Raw genomic sequence first — 18,419 nt, 5'->3', positions numbered from 1 at the left:
CGGCCACGCCGGGGGATCGGAGCGCTCTGAGGGGCCGGGCCACCGCAAGGTAAGCTCAGCGCCCGATGAGCACGCACGAACCACCCGCGGACCGCGACGGCAGTCCCGCACCCACCGGTGCGGACTCGCTGTCGCGGTCTGCGGTCGTTTCCGGGCCGGAGCGGGAACCGGAGCCTTCCTCGGAACGGGGCTCGTTGCCGGACGACGGCTCGATGCCGGGTGACGGCTCGATGCCTGGCAACGGCTCGATGCCGGACGACGGCTCTACGCCTGGCAACGGCTCGGCGCCGGAGCAGGGCGAGGAGCAGTCCGAGGCGGCGGAGAAGGACGACGAGCACGAGGAGTCCGAACCCGGGCGTTCGCGGTCGCGGGACCTGCTGCTGTTGGTCGGGATCTGCCTGGCGGCCCTGCTCCTGGTGAACGCGTTCGTCGCCCGGCCGTTCACGGTGCCCTCCGGCTCGATGGAGGACACCCTGCAACCCGGCGACCGGTTGATCGCCAACCAACTCGCCTACGCCTTCGGCGGCCACCCCCAGCGGGGCGACGTCGTGGTCTTCGACGGGACGGGCTCCTTCCTCCCGGAGTCGGCCGAGCCGCCGGGGTTCTGGGACAACCTGCGTTCGGTCGGCCGGGACCTCGGACTGGTCCCGGCCGGGGACACGGTCTACGTCAAGCGCGTGATCGGCGTCGGCGGGGACCGGGTGAGGAGCACCGGCCCCGGTGCGCCGCTCACCGTCAACGGCGTCCCGGTGGACGAGACCTCCTACCTGGACCGGGGCGACCAGCCGTCCGACGTGGCCTTCGACGTCGTGGTGCCGCCCGGCGAGCTGTTCGTGCTGGGCGACCACCGGAGTGCCTCCCGGGACTCGCGCGACCACCTCGGGGAGCCCGGTGGCGGCTTCGTGCCCGAGGACAAGGTGATCGGGCGGGCGGACTGGGTGGTGTACCCGTTCTCGCGTCTGACCGGCCTGGACCGGCCCTCGGCCTTCACCGCGGTCGCGGGGACGGGTGGTCATGGGGACCAGAGGTAGGGGGCGGGTCGCCGACCGCCCGGCCCCGGAGCCGGGGCCGGGGCCGGGCGAGGCGGACCACGCCGGGGCCCATTCCGTCGGGCTCGTCGATTCCCGGGATCCTGCTGATCCGGTCGCGCCGGTCCGCGGCCGGGCCGAGCGCCGTCGCAGTGCCCGACGCGCGGCCCGCCGGCGCAAGCGCTCGCTGCTGCGCGAGTTCCCGCTGATCGTCCTGGTCGCCCTGCTGGTGGCGCTGGTGATGAAGACCTTCATGATCCAGGTGTTCGTGATCCCTTCGGGCTCGATGGAGCAGACCATCCAGGTCGGGGACCGGGTGCTGGTGGACAAGTTGACCCCCTGGTTCGGCAGTGAGCCGCAGCGCGGCGACGTGGTGGTGTTCAAGGACCCGGGCGGCTGGCTGGAGAACGATCGCAAGCCCTCCCACGACGGTCCGGTACTGGGCGGGGCCAAGCAGGCGCTGACCTTCGTCGGACTGTTGCCGTCCGACAACGAGCAGGATCTGATCAAGCGCGTGATCGGCGTCGGCGGGGACACCGTCGAGTGCTGCGACCCGCAGGGGCGGCTCACCGTCAACGGCCACGCGGTGGAGGAGCCGTACCTCGCGCCGGGCAACCCGCCCTCCCGGCAGCCGTTCAAGGTGACGGTGCCGAAGGGGCGTCTGTGGGTCATGGGGGACCACCGCGACGTCTCCGCCGACTCCCGCTTCCACATGGGCAATCCGGGTCAGGGCACCGTCCCGCTGACCGATGTGGTCGGTCGCGCGTTCGTGATCGCCTGGCCGCTGGGCCGCTTCCATCAACTCGATGAACCGAGTTCACTCTCCTCTCTCGCCGCGACCTCGCGGCCCGGCGGAACTGCGCCGGAATCGATGGGCGTTGGGCCGGTTCCAACGGAACCGCCGCTCGTTATGGGTGTGTTGGGCATCCTTCCGCTCGTCTTTCGTCGGCCGGGGCGGCCTCGGAAGTGAGCCGCTCCGGCCGTCGGACGGCCGGACAGCGCGTGTGGAACCGCGAACCGGATGTCCTGGAGTGATAGAGAAGTGCAGGTGCGGCCGGGAGTGGTCCCGGCCGTGCGCCGAGGCCGGGTCGGTGTCAGGGAAGTCCGTTGTGGGCAACCCTGAGGCGTTCATGGTCGTGGCGAGCGTTGGTGCCCGCTGTGCGGCACTCTGAGCGCGGGCGCGCGGGCGTCCGCACAGCAGGGAGGAGACGTTGTGGGGGATTTGGTGATCGGTGCCCGCTCAGGCGCCGGGGAACCCGAGGGCCCGGGCGGCCGGGTGAACCGGTCCGCCGAGTCCTCGGCACCCTCGGCGGCGGTCGAGGACGCGGCCGCCCAGACCGCCGACGAGCACGGCACCGGGGCGGACGGCCCTTCGGAACCCCGGCGGCCGGAGGGCGAGCAGGTGGACGAGTCGGATTCGGAGGCTCCTGCCAAGCCGCGCAAGCAGCGCTCCTTCCTCAAGGAGCTGCCGATCCTGATCGGCATCGCGCTGATCCTCGCGCTGGTGATCAAGACCTTCTTCGTCCAGGCGTTCTCCATTCCGTCTGAGTCGATGCAGAACACGCTGCAGGTCGGCGACCGCGTGCTGGTGGACAAGCTGACCCCCTGGTTCGGATCCGAACCCGAGCGCGGTGACGTCGTGGTGTTCCACGACCCGGGTGGCTGGCTGAACGACGAACCGACCCAGCAGAGCAGCAACTCCTTCGTCCGCGGGGTGCAGGACGTGCTCAGCTTCGTCGGGCTGATGCCCTCCACCAACGAGAAGGACCTGATCAAGCGGGTCATCGCGGTCGGCGGCGACACCGTCGAGTGCAAGGCCGACGGGCCGGTCAAGGTCAACGGCGTCGCTCTCGACGAGCCGTACATCTACGCGGGCAACACCCCCTGCGGTACGCAGCCCTTCGGCCCGGTCAGGGTGCCGAACGGCCGGATCTGGGTGATGGGCGACCACCGCGCCGACTCGCTGGACTCCCGCTTCCACATGGACCAGCCGGGCGGCGGGACGGTGCCGGTGGACAACGTGATCGGGCGGGCCTTCGTGGTGGCCTGGCCGGTCGGCCACTGGTCCACGCTCCCGGTGCCGGACACCTTCGACCAGCAGGGCCTGGCGGCGGCCTTGCCGGTCGCGCCTCCCGTGGCCGGTGCGGTGGGTGCCGTCGCCCTGCTTCCGCTGGTGCGTCGGGTGCGGACCCGGACGGACCGCCGGAAGGAGTCCTGAGCTCCATCGGGTCGTCCCCGACTCTTGCGCGGGCCGTGGTACCGACGAGTAATCTGCTCGGACGTGCCACGGCCCGTCGGCGTTCGCGCCCGAGCCACCGGCGTGCCAGTGGTGTTCTCCGGTCGGCCAGAGGTGGACGGTGTCGATGAGCAGTGTCGTGGAACAGTCGGCTGACCGCCCGGAGGCGCTGGCCCGGCCCGGCCGCCGGCCCGCCGCCGTGCTGCAGGGCGTCGCGCTTGCGCTCGGGCTGCTGATGATGATCGGCGGCTTCGCCCTCATCGCGGTCGACTACCGGCCGTACAAGATCCCCACCGCCTCGATGCACCCGACGCTCCAGGCCGGCGACACCGTGCTCGCCCGCAAGGCCGACGGCGGCACCATCGGCCGGGGAGACGTGGTGGTCTTCCGCGACCAGGCCTGGGGCGGCGAGCTCATGGTCAAGCGGGTGGTCGCGGTCGGCGGTGACACCGTCGCCACCACCGCGGACGACCACCGGCTGACGGTCAACGGACAGCCGGTGGACGAGCCGTACCTCGCGACCCAGGGCCGCCAGGGCGAGTCGTTCAGCGTGACGGTGCCGCAAGGGCGGCTGTTCCTGCTCGGCGACAACCGGGTCGGCTCGCTCGACTCCCGCATCCACCTGGAGGCCGACGGCGGGACCGTCCCGGCCACCGAGGTCGAGGCCAGGGTCGAGGCCACCCTGCTGCCCTTCGGCCGGACCGGCCTGCTGGACCGGACCACGGCCTTCGACGGCTTCGCGGGCCCGAAGGCCGCCGAGCCCGGGCCGCTGGAGCCGGCCGCCTACGCGAGCGTTGCGGGCGCGGCGCTGATCGTCGTGACCTCGGCGGTGGGCGGGGTGGCGGGCCTGGCGCGCCGGATCCGCCGGGGGCGCAGCTCCTGAGCGCGGCCGTCGACGGCCGGGCCGCTCTGCCGAACATCGCCCCGGAGGGACGCGCCGGGTGGCAGGATCGGTAGCGCCACCGATGCGAACGGAAGGAGCGTGGAGCGTTGCCATGACTGCACAGCGTCGCAGGGCCGCGCGGATCCTGCTGCTGGACGGGCTGGACCGCATCCTCCTCTTCCTGGGCGCCGACCCGGCGGTGCCCGGCGAGACGTGGTGGTTCACGCCCGGGGGCGGCTTGGAGCCGGGGGAGGACGTGCGCGGGGCGGCCGAGCGGGAGCTCGCGGAGGAGACCGGCTTGCGGGGTGTGGACCTGGGGCCCTTGGTGGCGTACGGCACGGTGTCGTTCTCCTTTCAGGGAAAGCGCTACAAGCAGGAGCAGTGGTTCCACCTGGCCCGGACCGCGGAGACGGGTCTGGACCACTCGGGCATGGGCGAGGACGAGCACGCCCAGTTGCTCGCGGCGCGCTGGTGGACGGTCGAGGAACTGCGGGGGACGGCCGAGACGGTCTATCCGGCCGGACTGGCGGACTTCCTGGGGCGACTGCTGGCAGAGGGCCCGCCGGTCGATCCGGTACGGCTCTGAGCGTGGGTGCAGTGGTCCACAATGGGTGGACGTGACAAGTTGAGGGGACACCTGGATGAGTGCCGAAGATCTCGAGAAGTACGAGACCGAGATGGAGCTGAAGCTCTACCGGGAGTACCGGGACGTCGTCGGCCTGTTCAAGTACGTGATCGAGACCGAGCGACGGTTCTACCTCACCAACGACTACGAGCTGCAGGTGCACTCGGTCCAGGGCGAGGTGTTCTTCGAGGTGTCGATGGCGGATGCGTGGGTCTGGGACATGTACCGGCCGGCCCGGTTCGTCCGCAAGGTCCGGGTGCTGACCTTCAAGGACGTGAACATCGAGGAACTCGCGAAGAGCGATCTGGAGCTGCCCTCGGACGAGTCCGGCTTCGGGAACTGACGTTGGACGACTCCGTCCCGCGTTGTCCAGCCGAATTTCGCCTGACGAGGGCTTCTCACCCCTGCGGGTGACAAGAGTTATCCACAGGCCCGGGTTATCCACAGGGAAACGGAATTTCCCGACTCCGGTGCGCACGGTGGTGCAGCCTCCTCGGCGGAGGTGGTCACCATGCAGAACACCATCGTGCAGGACCAGGCCGTACCGAACGCGGCCGCAACCGGGGCGGACGGCGGAGCCGAGCCGGACCGCAGCACCAGGAACGGGCTCGGCCGCTACGGGGAGCGGGTCGCCGCCCGCCACCTCGCGGAATCGGGGCTCCGCATCCTGGACCGCAACTGGCGCTGCGTCGAGGGCGAGCTGGACATCGTCGCCCTCGACGGCGACACCGTCGCCGTCTGCGAGGTGAAGACCCGCTCCGAGCGGGGCTTCCAACAGCCCAGCGAGGCCATCGACCGAGCCAAGGCCGCCCGGCTGCAACGGCTCGCCGAGCGCTGGCTGGCCGAGCGCTGGCCCGGGCACTTCGCCCGGCTGGCCGGGCCCGGGTACGACCCCGGGCCGTCCGATCCGCAGTGGCCGCCCGCCCCACCGGGAGGGGTGCGGATCGATCTGGTGGCCGTGGTCAACCGGGCGCGGGGTGCGGCCCTGGTCGACCACCTGCGGGGGGTGGTCTGAGATGGCCTTCGCCCGTACCTGTTCCGTCGCGCTGGTCGGCGTCGACGGAGTGATCGTCGAGGTCCAGGCCGATCTGGAGCCCGGGGTGGCCGCGTTCACCCTGGTCGGCCTGCCCGACAAGGCCCTCACCGAGGCCCGCGACCGGGTCCGCGCCGCGGTCTGCAACAGCGGAGAGGCCTGGCCGCAGCGCAAGCTGACCGTCGGCCTCAGCCCCGCCTCGGTGCCCAAGAGCGGCAGCGGCTTCGACCTCGCGGTGGCCTGTGCCGTGCTGGCCGCCGCCGAACGGCTCGACCCGACCTCCATCGCCGACCTGCTGCTCATCGGTGAGCTGGGGCTGGACGGCCGGGTGCGGCCGGTCCGCGGGGTGCTGCCGTCGGTGTTGGCCGCCGCCGACGCCGGATACGAACGGGTCGTGGTCGCCGAGCCGACGGCGCCCGAGGCCTCACTCGTTCCGGGGGTGACGGTGATCGGGGTCCGCAGCCTGCGCCAGCTCGTCGCCATCCTGACCGGGGCGACGGAACCGGAGGAGCCGCCCGACCCGATCAGCGGTCGGCCGGATCCGCTGATGGCCGGCCTGATGCTCCCCAGCGCGGGAGTCCGGGGCCTGCCCGACGACCGGAGGCTGCGCCTCGACATGGCCGATGTGGCCGGTCAGTACGAGGCCAGGCGAGCCCTGGAGATCGCCGCCGCCGGAGGGCACCACCTCTACCTCAAGGGGCCGCCGGGCGCGGGCAAGACGATGCTGGCGGAGCGGCTGCCCTCGCTGCTCCCGCCGCTGACCCAGAAGGAGGCGCTGGAGGTCACCGCCGTCCACTCGGTGGCGGGCCTGCTCCCGGTCGGGCGCCCGCTGATCGACACCGCGCCGTACTGCGCCCCGCACCACTCCACCACGATGCCCGCGATCGTCGGTGGCGGCAGCGGCCTGCCGAGACCGGGGGCGGTGTCCCTCGCCCACCGGGGCGTGCTGTTCCTGGACGAGGCGCCGGAGTTCCCCGTGCGGGTGCTCGACGCGCTGCGCCAGCCGCTGGAGTCGGGCGAGGTGGTGATCGCCCGTTCGGCCGGATCGCTCCGGCTCCCGGCCCGGTTCCTCCTGTGCCTGGCCGCGAACCCCTGTCCGTGTGGCCGGTACTCGCGGCGGGGCGAGGGCTGCGAGTGCACTCCGGCCATGGTCAGCCGGTACCAGGGGCGGCTCTCCGGGCCGCTGCTGGACAGGGTCGACCTCCAGGTCCAGGTCGCCCCGGTGACCAGGATCGAGCTCATGGAGCGGGATGCCACGGCGGAGAGCACCGAGACCGTCGCGGCCCGGGTGCTGGCCGCACGGGAACGGGCGGCGGCCCGGCTGGAGCGCACCCCCTGGCGGACCAACGCGGAGGTGCCCGGCCACGAACTGCGCACCCGCTGGCAGCTGGCGGCCGGCGCGCTCAACGACGCCGCGCGCCAGTTGGAACGCGGACTGCTGACCGCCCGCGGCCTGGACCGGGTGCTCCGGGTCGCCTGGACGGTCGCCGATCTGGCCGGCCGCGACCGGCCGGACCAACGGGACGTGCGCACCGCCCTGGTCCTGCGCACCGGCGTCGAGCAGGGGCTCCCGCTGCCCGAGCGCGCCCACGGCCGACTCGGGACCATTCCGGCCCAGCGTCGGCGCGGCCCGGACGACGACTGGCCCGGAGCGCGGACGGAACCCCCGACGAACGACGAGGAGGTGGCATGAACCAGCTGTTGGGGCACCCTCAAGCACCCCAGGCATCCCAGGCACCCCGGGCACCCCGCCCGGGCGCGGCCGGTCCACCGGCCGCGCCCGAACCGGAGCGCCTCGCCCGGGTCCTGCTCAACCGGCTCAGCGAACCGGGCGACGCGGTGGTCGGCCGCTGGCTCGGTCAACTCCCGGCCGTGGAGGTGGTCCGGGCGATCCGGGACGGCACCGTCCCCGACCACCCGGGGCTGGACTCCGCCCGGCTGGCCGCCTACCAGGCGCGGCTCCCGGGCCTGGCCCCGGCAGACGACCTGAAACGGGTACGGGACATCGGTGGGCGCTTCATCATTCCGGGGGACACCGAATGGCCCAGCCAACTGGACGACCTGGGCGACGGACGCCCGATCGGGCTTTGGACCACCGGCACCGGCTCACTGCGGCTGCTAGCCCTCCGCTCGGTGGCGGTGGTGGGCTCGCGGGCCTGCACGGCCTACGGAGCCCACGTCGCGGGCGAGCTCTCGGCCCAACTGGCCGAGCGCGGCTGGGTCGTGGTGTCCGGAGCCGCGTACGGGATCGACGCGGCGGCCCACCGCGGGGCGCTGGCCGTCGGCGGGATGACCGTCGCCGTGCTCGCCTGCGGGGTCGACGTGGCCTACCCGAAGGGGAACGTCGAACTGATCCGGCGGATCGGCGTCCAGGGCCTGCTGGTCAGCGAACTCCCGCCCGGGGAGCACCCGAACCGCTTCCGCTTCGTGCTCCGCAACCGCGTCATCGCCGCGCTGACCCGGGGCACCGTGGTGGTCGAGGCAGCCCTGCGCAGCGGAGCCCTGAGTACGGCCAGACGGGCGCGGGACCTCAACCGCCACACCATGGGCGTGGCCGGCCCCGTCACCTCGGAGCTCTCCGCCGGGGTGCACGCCCTGATCCGCAGCGGCGGCGCCACGCTGGTCACCGACGCGACCGAGATCACCGAGCTGGTCGGCGCGATCGGGGACGACCTGGCCCCGCAACGCAGCGGCCCGGTGCTGCCGAGGGACCTGCTGGAGCCGGCGGTGGCCCGGGTGCTGGAGGCCGTCCCGGCCACGGCGGAGGGTGCTCCGGTCGAGCGGCTGGCCCGCCAGGCCGGGCTCCCGCCGGACGAAGTCCTGCAGCGGCTCTACGAGTTGGTCTCGCTCGGCTTCGTGGAGCGACACGGTGCGCACTGGCGCGTGGTGCGAAGGAGGTGATTGTCGGAAGGGCGAACACGGGTGCGCCCGGGGGAGGCGAGCCGGGACGGTCCGGCTGACCTGCTGATCCGGCTCTTCCGCTCGTGTGGCCGGATCCAGTAGGCGAAGGCCACCGGATCGAGGGACGACCGAGTGGTGGTAGCGCTTTGCAGCGAGTCGGTCACGCTACGCTCCACATGCCTTCCCTATCAGCACATGACTCGGCAGAACGGCGCAGACCAACGTATGCCCACACACATTCCCGGACACAGAGTGACCGGTGGCGCCCGGTCCTCGGGAGGGCCGCGGACCGAGCGGCGCCCCGTGACCGAGTTCCCGCCCAAGTCGGCGGGGACGATGGGAGGCCTGTCGCGCCAGGGCGGCCGGCCGACGGTGGTGCCGGGCCAGCCGGCCGACACGGCCAGGGACGCCGACGCCGCCCCCAGTGCCGACGCCGCCCCCAGTGCCGAGCCGGCCCCCGGCGCCGAGCCGGCCCCCAGTGCCGAGCCGTCGCACGGCACCGGGGCGCTCCACGGGTCCGGGGCGGTCGCCGAGGCGGACGCGCCCGGCGGTGCGGCCGTCGAGCGCGCCTCCCGGCTGCTCTCGAGCGCCCCCGCGCCGGACGCCCCCTCCCCACCCGTGTCCCGGCCCCGCCGGGAACGGGCTGGCGCGAACGAGGCCGCCGACGCCCGGGCCGCCGACGCCCGGGCCGCCGGCGCCCAGGACGCCGGTGCCCAGGGCCGCAGCGCGCTCGAAGTGCTCTGGCGCTCGTACAAGGAGACCGGCGACCAGCGGCTGCGGGAGCAGCTGATCCTGCACTACTCACCACTCGTCAAGTACGTGGCGGGCCGGGTCGGGGTCGGTCTGCCCTCCAACGTGGAGCAGGCCGACTTCGTCTCCTCCGGGGTCTTCGGGCTGATCGACGCGATCGAGAAGTTCGACATCAACCGCGCCATCAAGTTCGAGACCTACGCGATCAGCCGCATCCGCGGCGCGATCATCGACGAGCTGCGCGCCCTGGACTGGATCCCCCGCTCGGTGCGGCAGAAGGCGAAGGCCGTCGAACGGACGTACGCGACGCTGGAGGCCCGGCTGCGCCGGACGCCGCACGAGCCCGAGGTCGCGGCCGAGATGGGCATCGCGATCGAGGACCTGCACGCGATCTTCAGTCAGCTGTCGCTCGCCAACGTGGTGGCCCTGGACGAGCTGCTGCACCCGGTGGGGGAGGGCGGCGACCGGCTGAGCCTGATGGACACCCTGGAGGACCACGGCGCGGACGACCCGGTCGAGGTGGCCGAGGACCGCGAGCTGCGCAGACTGCTGGCCCAGGCGGTCAACACCCTCCCCGAGCGGGAGAAGACCGTGGTGACGCTCTACTACTATGAGGGCCTCACCCTCGCCGAGATCGGACAGGTGCTGGGGGTGACGGAGAGTCGGGTGAGCCAGATCCACACCAAGTCCGTCCTCCAGCTGCGCGCCAAGCTCTCGGACATCCGGTAGCGGGCGCCCGAGCCGCCCGGCGGGCCCGCCCCTCGCCCGAATGCGCGGCGCCGTATCGGCCGCAGGTAGGGCTCCGTACAGTGGGAGCGTGCCGAAGATCAGAGCGGCCACGGTGGCCGAGCATCGCCAGCTGCAGCGGGCAGCCCTCCTCGACGCTGCCCGCACCCTGCTCATCGAGGGCGGCATGGAGGCCCTGACCTTCCCCTCGCTCGCGGCCCGCACCGGGCTGGCGCGCTCCTCGGTCTACGAGTACTTCCGCTCCCGCGCCGCCGTGGTCGAAGCGCTGTGCGAGGTGGACTTCCCGCTGTGGGCGGCCGAGATCGAGGCCGGAATGGCGAGCTGTGACACCGCCGCCGGGCGGATCGAGGCGTACGTCCGGGGCCAGCTGGCACTGGCCGGCGACCCGAGGCACCGTGCGGTCATGGCCATCTCGGCGGTGGAACTCGACGAGGCCGCACGCGAGCGCATCCGGGCCGCGCACGCGGGACTCGTCGGGCTGGTCGTCCAGGCCCTGGAGGACCTCGGCCACGAGCAGCCCCGACTCGCCGCGGCACTGCTGCAGGGGGTCGTGGAGGCGGCCGTCCGTCGGGCCGAGCAGTTTGCCGCCGGGGACCGCGTGGGCTGCCCGGTCGAGTCCGCCGAGGCGGTCGCCGACGCCGCCGTCGCCCTGGCACTGCACGGCCTCGACCGCGGCTGAACCGCAGGCCGGACACTCGACCCAGACGGACCCAGACGGACCCAGACGGACCCAGGCGCCCGGTTCCCCCGGGCCCTGGCTACGCCCCTGCGCCGCCCAGCGGCAGCAGGCGGGCCCGGCCCGTGCCGAGCAGGGCCAGCGGATCGAGGTAGCGGCCGCCGCGCAACAGCCCCCAGTGCAGACAGTCGCGCGCGCCGCAGTGCCGCCCGTCCGGGGCGAGCCGTCCGATCACCTGCCCGGCGGCCACCGCGGTGCCGACCGGGAGGGTGCCGGTGACGGGCAGGTAGGTGGTCCGCAGCGGGGGAGTCCCGGAGCCCGGATGGGCGACGGTCACCACCGGCCGCCCCGCCACCAGCCCGGAGAACGTGATCACCCCGGCGGCCGCCGCTCGCACCTCCGCCCCCGGCGCGGCGGCGAGGTCCACGCCCCGGTGCCCGGCCGCCCAGGGCTTCGCCGGTGCTTCGAAGCGCCCCAGCAGTCCGTCGGGCCCGCCCACCGGCCAGGCCCGCGCCGCACCCCGACCGGAAGCATCACCCCCACCGGCACCGCCGGCCGCCCACCCCGCCCCCGGCACCCCCACAACACCCACCAGGGTGAGCACCACTGCCGGCGCCACCCCGGTACACACCCGTCGAATCCCACTGCGCCCAGTCATGCCCCGAGGCTGGCCGTGCCCCGCCGCCCACACCACCCACTTCCGGATTCCTGTGGACAAACCGCCCCGGTGCCCGTCCGCCATCCCCCTGACGGGTGTACGGACGCCGCCATCCGGTGTACAAACGGCATACGAGGACCGGTCGAGGGGCAGATCGCCGACCAACCGGCCACCGTCCTCCGACCGCCGCGGCTCCGACCGCCGCAGCCGTTTCCCCCAGACTTTCCCCCAGGCTTTCCCGCCGGCCTTCCGCAGCTCGGCCGCAGCCCGTCCCCGGTCCGGCCACAGCCCGGCCGCAGGCCCTCCGGCGCCCGTGAAGTCGCTCGCCGCTCGGTGCTTCCCGTACACTTCACACGCGACCCGGTCCACCGGGTCGACTTCGCACGCCCCGCCACCGGCGGCCGGACGCGGTTCTTCCGCAGCCCCGCCAGGTGCGAGTGCCGCTCGGTCCGCCGAGCCCGACCGGTCCCCGGACCGAGCGGGTGGAAGCGGCTCGGCACGATCGGGGCGTCAGGCGTGGCTGTCACCTGGCCGCCACGGACAAACCGAGCCTGACCCGGCCGTAGGCGATCGCCCAACGGGAAAACCCCGCTGGAGCGCCGCAGCCGGGCCGTAACACCTGAGGAGAACGGCCATGGCCGTCGTCACGATGCGGGAGCTGCTGGAGAGCGGCGTCCACTTCGGTCACCAGACCCGCCGCTGGAACCCGAAGATGAAGCGCTTCATCATCACCGAGCGCAACGGCATCTACATCATCGACCTGCTGCAGTCGCTGAACTACATCGACCGCGCCTTCGAGTTCATCAAGGAGACCGTTGCCCACGGCGGCAGCGTCCTCTTCGTCGGCACGAAGAAGCAGGCCCAGGAGGCCATCGCCGAGCAGGCCACCCGCGTGGGCATGCCCTACGTGAACCAGCGCTGGCTCGGCGGCATGCTGACCAACTTCTCGACCGTCTACAAGCGCCTGCAGCGCCTCAAGGAGCTCGGCGAGCTGGACTTCTCGGACGTGGCCGGCTCCGGCCTCACCAAGAAGGAGCTCCTGGTCCTCCAGCGCGAGCACGACAAGCTGGAGAAGACCCTCGGCGGTATCCGCGACATGCAGCGCGTGCCCAGCGCTGTCTGGATCGTGGACACCAAGAAGGAGCACATCGCGGTCGGTGAGGCCCGGAAGCTCAACATCCCGGTCGTCGCCATCCTCGACACCAACTGCGACCCGGACGAGGTCGACTACAAGATCCCGGGCAACGACGACGCGATCCGTTCCGTCACCCTGCTGACCCGCGTGATCGCCGACGCCGTGGCCGAGGGCCTGAAGTCCCGCGCCGGTGTCGCCAAGGGCGACACCAAGGCCGAGCCGGGCGCCGACCAGCCGCTGGCCGACTGGGAGAAGGACCTCATCGAGGGCGAGAAGAAGGCCGAGGAGGCCCCCGCCGCCGCCGAGGCTCCCGCCGCCGAGGCTCCGGCCGCTGCTGAGGCTCCGGCCGAGCAGGCCTGACGTACCAAGGGTGAGGGGCACCCGCCGGTACGACACCGGTGGGTGCCCCTCTCTCCCGCGCCGGGACCGAACCATCGGTCCCGGCGCATCCCCACGCAGACACGCGAGACGCGAGAAGAGATTCACACCATGGCGAACTTCACCGCCGCGGACGTCAAGAAGCTCCGTGAGCTCACCGGCGCCGGCATGATGGACTGCAAGAAGGCCCTGGACGAGGCCGAGGGCAACGTCGAGAAGGCCGTCGAGCTCCTGCGCATCAAGGGCCAGAAGGGCGTTGCCAAGCGCGAGGGCCGTGACGCCTCCAACGGCGCCGTCGCCGCGCTGATCGCCGAGGACAAGAAGTCCGGCGTTCTGGTCGAGCTGAACTGCGAGACCGACTTCGTCGCCAAGGGTGACAACTTCGTCAAGGTCGCCGACGCGATCGCCGCCCACGTCGCCAAGAGCGCCCCGGCCGACCTGGACGCCGCCCTGGCTTCCGAGATCGAGGCCGGCAAGACCGTCCAGCAGTTCGTGGACGAGGCCAACGCGACCCTGGGCGAGAAGATCGTCTTCCGTCGCTTCGCCCAGTTCGACGGTGACGGCTTCGTCGCGGTCTACCTCCACAAGACCAGCCCCGACCTGCCGCCGGCCGTCGGCGTCCTGGTCGAGCTGGACAAGGAGAACGCCGAGGTCGCCAAGGACGTCGCGCAGCACATCGCCGCCTTCGCGCCGAAGTACCTGTCCCGCGAGGAGATCCCGGCCGAGGCCCTCGAGAACGAGCGCCGCGTCGCCGAGGCCACCGCTCGCGAGGAGGGCAAGCCGGAGGCCGCCCTGCCGAAGATCGTCGAGGGCCGCGTCACCGGCTTCGTGAAGGAGAACTCCGTCCTGGAGCAGGCCTTCGCGAAGGACAACAAGAAGACCGTCGCCAAGGTCCTCGAGGAGGCCGGCGTCAGCCTCAAGCGCTTCGCCCGCTTCCGCGTCGGCGCCTGAGCCACGTTCCACCTGGTCCCCGGCCCCTTTAGGCTGGGAACCGCCCCCGCCCGCTGACCAGGGCGGGCGGAACGCCGAACGGGCTCACCCAGCGCCAACCGTCCATGGGCGGGCCGCTTCGGCACCATGAACGACGAGGAGGCCATTGCCGTGCAGGACACCGAACCGGTTCCCGCGGCAGTGGCCTCCTCGCGTGTACGCGCAGGCCGGGTATCCGCACACCCAGGCCTGTGAGCCAGCAGGTGCAAAAAGGAGAAGTCCATGCAGGAGACGCAGGAGACCGCGCAGGACCCCAAGGCGGGCTCGCGTCGCCGGGTGCTGCTCAAGCTGTCCGGTGAAGCCTTCGCCGGTGGTGGCGGGCTCGGCGTCGACCCGGACGTCGTGCACGCGATCGCCCGCGAGATCGCCACGGTCGTCCGCGCCGGTACCGAGGTCGCGGTGGTCATCGGCGGTGGCAACTTCTTCCGTGGCGCGGAGCTGCAGGTCCGCGGCATGGACCGGGCCCGCTCGGACTACATGGGCATGCTCGGCACCGTCATGAACTGCCTGGCGCTGCAGGACTTCCTGGTCAAGGAAGGCATCGAGACCCGGGTCCAGACCGCCATCACCATGGGCCAGGTCGCCGAGCCGTACCTGCCGCTGCGCGCCGTCCGGCACCTGGAGAAGGGCCGCGTGGTGATTTTCGGTGCCGGTATGGGCATGCCGTACTTCTCCACCGACACCACGGCCGTCCAGCGGGCCCTGGAGATCCACGCCGACGTCCTGCTGATGGGCAAGAACGGCGTGGACGGCGTCTACGACTCCGACCCCCGGACCAACCCGGACGCAGTGAAGTTCGACGCGCTGGAGTACTCCGAGGTCATCGCGCGCGACCTCAAGGTCGCCGACCTCACCGCGATCACGCTGTGCAAGGACAACAACCTCCCGATGCTGGTCTTCGAACTGCTGGCGGAGGGCAATATCGCGCGTGCGGTGAAGAGTGAGAAGATCGGCACACTCATCAGCCAGGATTCTGTCCGGGCCTGAGCAGCAGCCAGCCATACGGGACGGCGTCCGCCGCGACCGGCCCCGATGCCGACACCGGTCGGGACAACAGCAGATGAACCGGACAGGGAGATCACAGTGATCGAAGAGACCCTCCTCGAGGCCGAGGAGAAGATGGAGAAGGCCGTCGTCGTCGCCAAGGACGACCTGGCGGCCATCCGCACCGGCCGTGCGCACCCGGCGATGTTCGCCAAGATCGTCGCCGAGTACTACGGCGCCGTGACGCCGATCAACCAGCTGGCCTCGTTCTCGGTGCCGGAGCCCCGGATGGCGGTCGTCTCGCCGTTCGACAAGACCGCTCTGAAGGCCATCGAGCAGGCGATCCGCGACTCCGACCTGGGCGTCAACCCGTCGAACGACGGCTCCATCATCCGGGTGGTGCTGCCCGAGCTGACCGAGGAGCGCCGCCGCGAGTTCATCAAGATCGCCCGCACCAAGGGCGAGGACGCCAAGGTCTCGATCCGTTCGGTGCGCCGCAAGGCCAAGGACGCCATCGACAAGCTGGTGAAGGACGGCGAGGTCGGCGAGGACGACGGCCGCCGCGCCGAGAAGGAGCTCGACGACACCACGGCCAAGTACGTGGCGATGGTCGACGAGCTGCTGAAGCACAAGGAAGCCGAGCTGCTCGAGGTCTGATGAACGACGCCCCTGACGCCCCTGGCTACTGGGGCCCGTCCGACCAGCAGTTCCAGCCCTACCGCCCGGCGCCGCAGCCGCAGGCACCCCGTACCCCGGCCCATCCGGCGCCGGGGTACGGCGAGCATCCGGCGCCGGGCCAGGGCCGGCCCCTCCCGGGGCACCCCGGCCATCCGGGCGGCGCCGCCGCCCACCAGGGTGCGCCGGGTGCCGTCCCGGGGGACCAGGGCCACCGTTCGGATCGCTCGCAGCAGCCTCCGGTGTACTGGGGCGGCGACGCGGAGGAGACTCAGGTCATGCCTCCCGTACCGGCTGATCCCGGCCCGCACGCTGGCGCGCCCGACCGCGGTCCGGCCCAGCGCCCGGCCGCGGCGCCCGGCCAGCACCAGGCCCCCGGTCGGCACACGGCGCCCGGACGGGCGACGGCCCCCGGACGGCCGGCCGACCCCGCCGCGGACCAGGCCCGGGAGGCCGGCCGACTGGGCGGCCCGCTGTTCCGGGACGAGCGGCCCGAGCCGGCGCCGCCGGGTGTGACGGAGACGGTCGTGCTGCGCGCGATAGCCGACGACGTCCCCCCCACCCCCGGCCACGGCGTCCCGCCGCACCCGGGGGCTCCGGTGCATCCCGCGCCGCCGCAGAGCCACCGGGCGGCCGGGCAGCCCCCCTTCGTGCCGTCGTCCCATCCAGGGCAGGAGACACCAGTGGCCGCCCAGCCCGCCCCGCAGCCGGAGCCGCGCAAGCAGCGCGGCGGCCGTAACCTCCAGGCCGCCATAGGCGTGGGAGTGGGCCTCGGCGCGGTGATCGTCGCCTCGCTGTTCGTGGTGAAGGCGCTGTTCCTGTTCGTCGTGATGGCCGCGGTGGCGGTCGGCAGCTGGGAGCTGACCACCCGGCTCGCCGAGCGCAAGCAGATCAAGGCGCCGCTGGTCCCGCTGGTGGTGGGCGGCGTCGCGATGGTCGCCTGCGGTTACTGGGCGGGCGTCCAGTGGGCCGCGGCCTCGCTGGCGCTGACCGGGCTGGCGGTGATGGTCTGGCGGATGGCCCAGCCGCCAGAGAACTACCTGCGGGACATAACGGCGGGCGTGTTCACCGCCTTCTACGTGCCGTTCCTGGCGACCTTCGTGGCGATGATGCTGGCGGCCGACGACGGCCCCCAGCGGATCGTGCTCTTCCTGATCGTCACGATCTGCAGCGACACCGGCGCCTACGCCGTGGGCTACAAGTTCGGCAAGACCAAGCTGGCCCCGACGATCAGCCCCGGCAAGACCCGCGAGGGCCTGGCCGGCGGCATCGGCCTGTCGATGCTGGCGGGTGCCGTGCTGATGCAGCTGATCATCGACGGCGGCAGCTGGTGGCAGGGCCTGATCCTGGGCGGCTGTGCGGCGGTCACCGCGACCCTGGGCGACCTGGGCGAGTCGATGATCAAGCGCGACCTCGGGATCAAGGACATGGGCACGCTGCTGCCCGGCCACGGCGGCATCATGGACCGGCTGGACTCGCTGCTGCCGACCGCTCCGGTGGTCTGGCTGCTGCTGGCGGCCTTCGTCGGCAGCTGACCGAAATGTGGTGACGAGGGCCCCGGACGCCAGGCGTCCGGGGCCCTCGCGCGTCTGCGACACTGGAACGACCATGCCTAAGCCCGGAGAACTCACCTTTGTCGCGCCGCGCGGCGCCAAGCCCCCGCGACACCTCGCCGACCTGAGCCCCGCCGAGCGCAAGGAGGCCGTCGCCGAGCTGGGCGAGCAGCCGTTCCGCGCCAAGCAGCTGTCCAACCACTACTTCGGCCGGATGTCGAACGACCCGGCGAGCTGGACGGACATCCCCGCCGCCAGCCGGGAGAAGCTCACCGAGAGCCTGCTGCCCGAGCTGATGTCGGTGGTGCGGCACGTCTCCTGCGACGACGACGCGACCCGCAAGACGCTGTGGAAGCTGTTCGACGGCACGCTCGTCGAGTCGGTGCTGATGCGCTACCCGGACCGGGTCACCATGTGCATCAGCTCGCAGGCCGGCTGCGGCATGAACTGCCCGTTCTGCGCCACCGGTCAGGCCGGGCTGACCCGCAACCTGTCCACCGGCGAGATCGTCGAGCAGATCGCCGCCGGAATGCGCGCGCTCAAGGCCGGCGAGATCCCGGGCGGCGAGGCGCGGCTGTCCAACGTGGTCTTCATGGGCATGGGCGAGCCGCTGGCCAACTACAACCGGGTGCTGGCCGCGATCCGCCGGCTGACCGACCCGGCGCCGGACGGCTTCGGCCTGTCCCAGCGCGGCATCACCGTCTCCACCGTCGGCCTCGTCCCGGCGATGAACCGGCTGGCCGACGAGGGCCTCAGCTGCCGCCTGGCGCTGTCGCTGCACGCGCCGGACGACGAGCTGCGCGACGAGCTGGTCCCGGTGAACACCCGCTGGAAGGTCGCCGAGGTGCTGGATGCGGCCTGGAACTACGCGGAGAAGTCCGGCCGCCGGATCTCCATCGAGTACGCGCTGATCAAGGACATCAACGACCAGGCGTGGCGGGCGGACCTGCTCGGCCGACTGATCAAGAACCACCGGGTGCACGTCAACCTGATCCCGCTGAACCCGACTCCGGGTTCCAAGTGGACGGCCTCCCGTCCGGAGGACGAGCGGGAGTTCGTCCGCCGGCTGCAGTCGCATGGCGTGCCGACGACCGTCCGCGACACCCGCGGCCAGGAGATCGACGGCGCCTGCGGCCAGCTCGCCGCGGCGGGCTGAGCAGCCGAACG

At 72.4% G+C, this 18,419-nt stretch carries 18 protein-coding genes; 17 read left to right on the top strand and 1 reads right to left on the bottom strand.

Annotated features, from left to right (window positions below):
• The first annotated feature begins 230 nt into the window (after nt 1–230).
• The 11 genes from lepB (ACIG5E_RS27270) to ACIG5E_RS27220 all read left to right on the top strand — a co-directional run bounded on the left by lepB (ACIG5E_RS27270) (nt 231) and on the right by ACIG5E_RS27220 (nt 10,882).
• A complete protein-coding gene (lepB, locus tag ACIG5E_RS27270) occupies nt 231–1,031 on the top strand; it encodes a signal peptidase I (protein ID WP_396537633.1) in 801 nt (266 codons plus the stop codon).
• A gap of 226 nt (nt 1,032–1,257) precedes the next feature.
• Nucleotides 1,258–1,998 (top strand): signal peptidase I, encoded by a 741-nt coding sequence (gene lepB, locus ACIG5E_RS27265; protein WP_396537631.1) that lies wholly within the window; start codon nt 1,258–1,260, stop codon nt 1,996–1,998.
• 243 nt (nt 1,999–2,241) lie between these two features.
• On the top strand, nt 2,242–3,246 hold the full coding sequence (gene lepB, locus ACIG5E_RS27260) for a signal peptidase I (RefSeq protein WP_396537629.1): 1,005 nt from the start codon (nt 2,242–2,244) through the stop codon (nt 3,244–3,246).
• A 145-nt stretch (nt 3,247–3,391) separates the two neighbouring features.
• Complete coding sequence (lepB, locus tag ACIG5E_RS27255; protein WP_396537627.1) at nt 3,392–4,147, top strand: signal peptidase I; 756 nt, start codon at nt 3,392–3,394, stop codon at nt 4,145–4,147.
• Between the two features lie 112 nt (nt 4,148–4,259).
• Complete coding sequence (locus ACIG5E_RS27250; protein ID WP_396537625.1) at nt 4,260–4,733, top strand: NUDIX hydrolase; 474 nt, start codon at nt 4,260–4,262, stop codon at nt 4,731–4,733.
• A gap of 55 nt (nt 4,734–4,788) precedes the next feature.
• The gene (locus tag ACIG5E_RS27245) at nt 4,789–5,115 is read left to right on the top strand and encodes a DUF2469 domain-containing protein (RefSeq protein WP_030056781.1); all 327 of its coding nucleotides are present in this window, start codon (nt 4,789–4,791) and stop codon (nt 5,113–5,115) included.
• A 168-nt stretch (nt 5,116–5,283) separates the two neighbouring features.
• Nucleotides 5,284–5,787, top strand: a complete 504-nt coding sequence (locus ACIG5E_RS27240) for a YraN family protein (protein WP_396537623.1) — start codon at nt 5,284–5,286, stop codon at nt 5,785–5,787.
• Nucleotide 5,788: 1 nt separating this feature from the next.
• Nucleotides 5,789–7,498 (top strand): YifB family Mg chelatase-like AAA ATPase, encoded by a 1,710-nt coding sequence (locus ACIG5E_RS27235; protein ID WP_396537621.1) that lies wholly within the window; start codon nt 5,789–5,791, stop codon nt 7,496–7,498.
• Complete coding sequence (gene dprA, locus ACIG5E_RS27230) at nt 7,495–8,706, top strand: DNA-processing protein DprA (RefSeq protein WP_396537619.1); 1,212 nt, start codon at nt 7,495–7,497, stop codon at nt 8,704–8,706. The genes ACIG5E_RS27235 and dprA overlap by 4 nt, the downstream gene beginning before the upstream one ends.
• Nucleotides 8,707–9,324: 618 nt before the next feature.
• Entirely contained in the window at nt 9,325–10,185 is an 861-nt protein-coding gene (gene whiG / locus ACIG5E_RS27225; protein WP_396537710.1) for an RNA polymerase sigma factor WhiG, read from the top strand.
• A gap of 112 nt (nt 10,186–10,297) precedes the next feature.
• On the top strand, nt 10,298–10,882 hold the full coding sequence (locus ACIG5E_RS27220) for a TetR/AcrR family transcriptional regulator (RefSeq protein WP_396537708.1): 585 nt from the start codon (nt 10,298–10,300) through the stop codon (nt 10,880–10,882).
• A 79-nt stretch (nt 10,883–10,961) separates the two neighbouring features.
• On the opposite strand, the gene ACIG5E_RS27215 is transcribed toward ACIG5E_RS27220, so the two are convergent.
• On the bottom strand, nt 10,962–11,378 hold the full coding sequence (locus tag ACIG5E_RS27215) for a M23 family metallopeptidase (protein WP_396537617.1): 417 nt from the start codon (nt 11,376–11,378) through the stop codon (nt 10,962–10,964).
• A gap of 793 nt (nt 11,379–12,171) precedes the next feature.
• On the opposite strand from ACIG5E_RS27215, the gene rpsB reads away from it, so the two are divergent.
• The 6 genes from rpsB to rlmN all read left to right on the top strand — a co-directional run bounded on the left by rpsB (nt 12,172) and on the right by rlmN (nt 18,408).
• A complete protein-coding gene (gene rpsB / locus ACIG5E_RS27210; protein ID WP_396537615.1) occupies nt 12,172–13,032 on the top strand; it encodes a 30S ribosomal protein S2 in 861 nt (286 codons plus the stop codon).
• 129 nt (nt 13,033–13,161) lie between these two features.
• The gene (gene tsf / locus ACIG5E_RS27205) at nt 13,162–14,001 is read left to right on the top strand and encodes a translation elongation factor Ts (RefSeq protein ID WP_396537613.1); all 840 of its coding nucleotides are present in this window, start codon (nt 13,162–13,164) and stop codon (nt 13,999–14,001) included.
• A gap of 261 nt (nt 14,002–14,262) precedes the next feature.
• On the top strand, nt 14,263–15,027 hold the full coding sequence (gene pyrH, locus ACIG5E_RS27200; RefSeq protein WP_030056790.1) for a UMP kinase: 765 nt from the start codon (nt 14,263–14,265) through the stop codon (nt 15,025–15,027).
• Nucleotides 15,028–15,123: 96 nt separating this feature from the next.
• Nucleotides 15,124–15,681 carry a ribosome recycling factor gene (gene frr / locus ACIG5E_RS27195; protein WP_396537610.1) on the top strand — a complete coding sequence of 186 codons (558 nt, stop codon included), beginning with the start codon at nt 15,124–15,126 and terminating at the stop codon, nt 15,679–15,681.
• 296 nt (nt 15,682–15,977) lie between these two features.
• On the top strand, nt 15,978–17,234 hold the full coding sequence (locus ACIG5E_RS27190; RefSeq protein ID WP_396537706.1) for a phosphatidate cytidylyltransferase: 1,257 nt from the start codon (nt 15,978–15,980) through the stop codon (nt 17,232–17,234).
• Between the two features lie 73 nt (nt 17,235–17,307).
• Nucleotides 17,308–18,408 (top strand): 23S rRNA (adenine(2503)-C(2))-methyltransferase RlmN, encoded by a 1,101-nt coding sequence (rlmN, locus tag ACIG5E_RS27185; protein WP_270143725.1) that lies wholly within the window; start codon nt 17,308–17,310, stop codon nt 18,406–18,408.
• Nucleotides 18,409–18,419 lie beyond the last annotated feature (11 nt).

Source organism: Kitasatospora sp. NPDC053057 (assembly GCF_044546945.1).
GTDB lineage: Bacteria > Actinomycetota > Actinomycetes > Streptomycetales > Streptomycetaceae > Kitasatospora.
This window is presented reverse-complemented; position numbering and strand designations above follow the sequence as displayed.

Coding starts and splice junctions, on each gene's coding strand:
- lepB (WP_396537633.1), top strand. CDS start 231: ATGCCTGGCAACGGCTCGATGCCGGACGACGGCTCTACGCCTGGCAAC.
- ACIG5E_RS27250 (WP_396537625.1), top strand. CDS start 4,260: ATGACTGCACAGCGTCGCAGGGCCGCGCGGATCCTGCTGCTGGACGGG.
- pyrH (WP_030056790.1), top strand. CDS start 14,263: ATGCAGGAGACGCAGGAGACCGCGCAGGACCCCAAGGCGGGCTCGCGT.
- tsf (WP_396537613.1), top strand. CDS start 13,162: ATGGCGAACTTCACCGCCGCGGACGTCAAGAAGCTCCGTGAGCTCACC.
- ACIG5E_RS27240 (WP_396537623.1), top strand. CDS start 5,284: ATGCAGAACACCATCGTGCAGGACCAGGCCGTACCGAACGCGGCCGCA.
- rpsB (WP_396537615.1), top strand. CDS start 12,172: ATGGCCGTCGTCACGATGCGGGAGCTGCTGGAGAGCGGCGTCCACTTC.
- ACIG5E_RS27245 (WP_030056781.1), top strand. CDS start 4,789: ATGAGTGCCGAAGATCTCGAGAAGTACGAGACCGAGATGGAGCTGAAG.
- dprA (WP_396537619.1), top strand. CDS start 7,495: ATGAACCAGCTGTTGGGGCACCCTCAAGCACCCCAGGCATCCCAGGCA.
- lepB (WP_396537627.1), top strand. CDS start 3,392: ATGAGCAGTGTCGTGGAACAGTCGGCTGACCGCCCGGAGGCGCTGGCC.
- ACIG5E_RS27235 (WP_396537621.1), top strand. CDS start 5,789: ATGGCCTTCGCCCGTACCTGTTCCGTCGCGCTGGTCGGCGTCGACGGA.
- rlmN (WP_270143725.1), top strand. CDS start 17,308: ATGCCTAAGCCCGGAGAACTCACCTTTGTCGCGCCGCGCGGCGCCAAG.
- ACIG5E_RS27190 (WP_396537706.1), top strand. CDS start 15,978: ATGCCTCCCGTACCGGCTGATCCCGGCCCGCACGCTGGCGCGCCCGAC.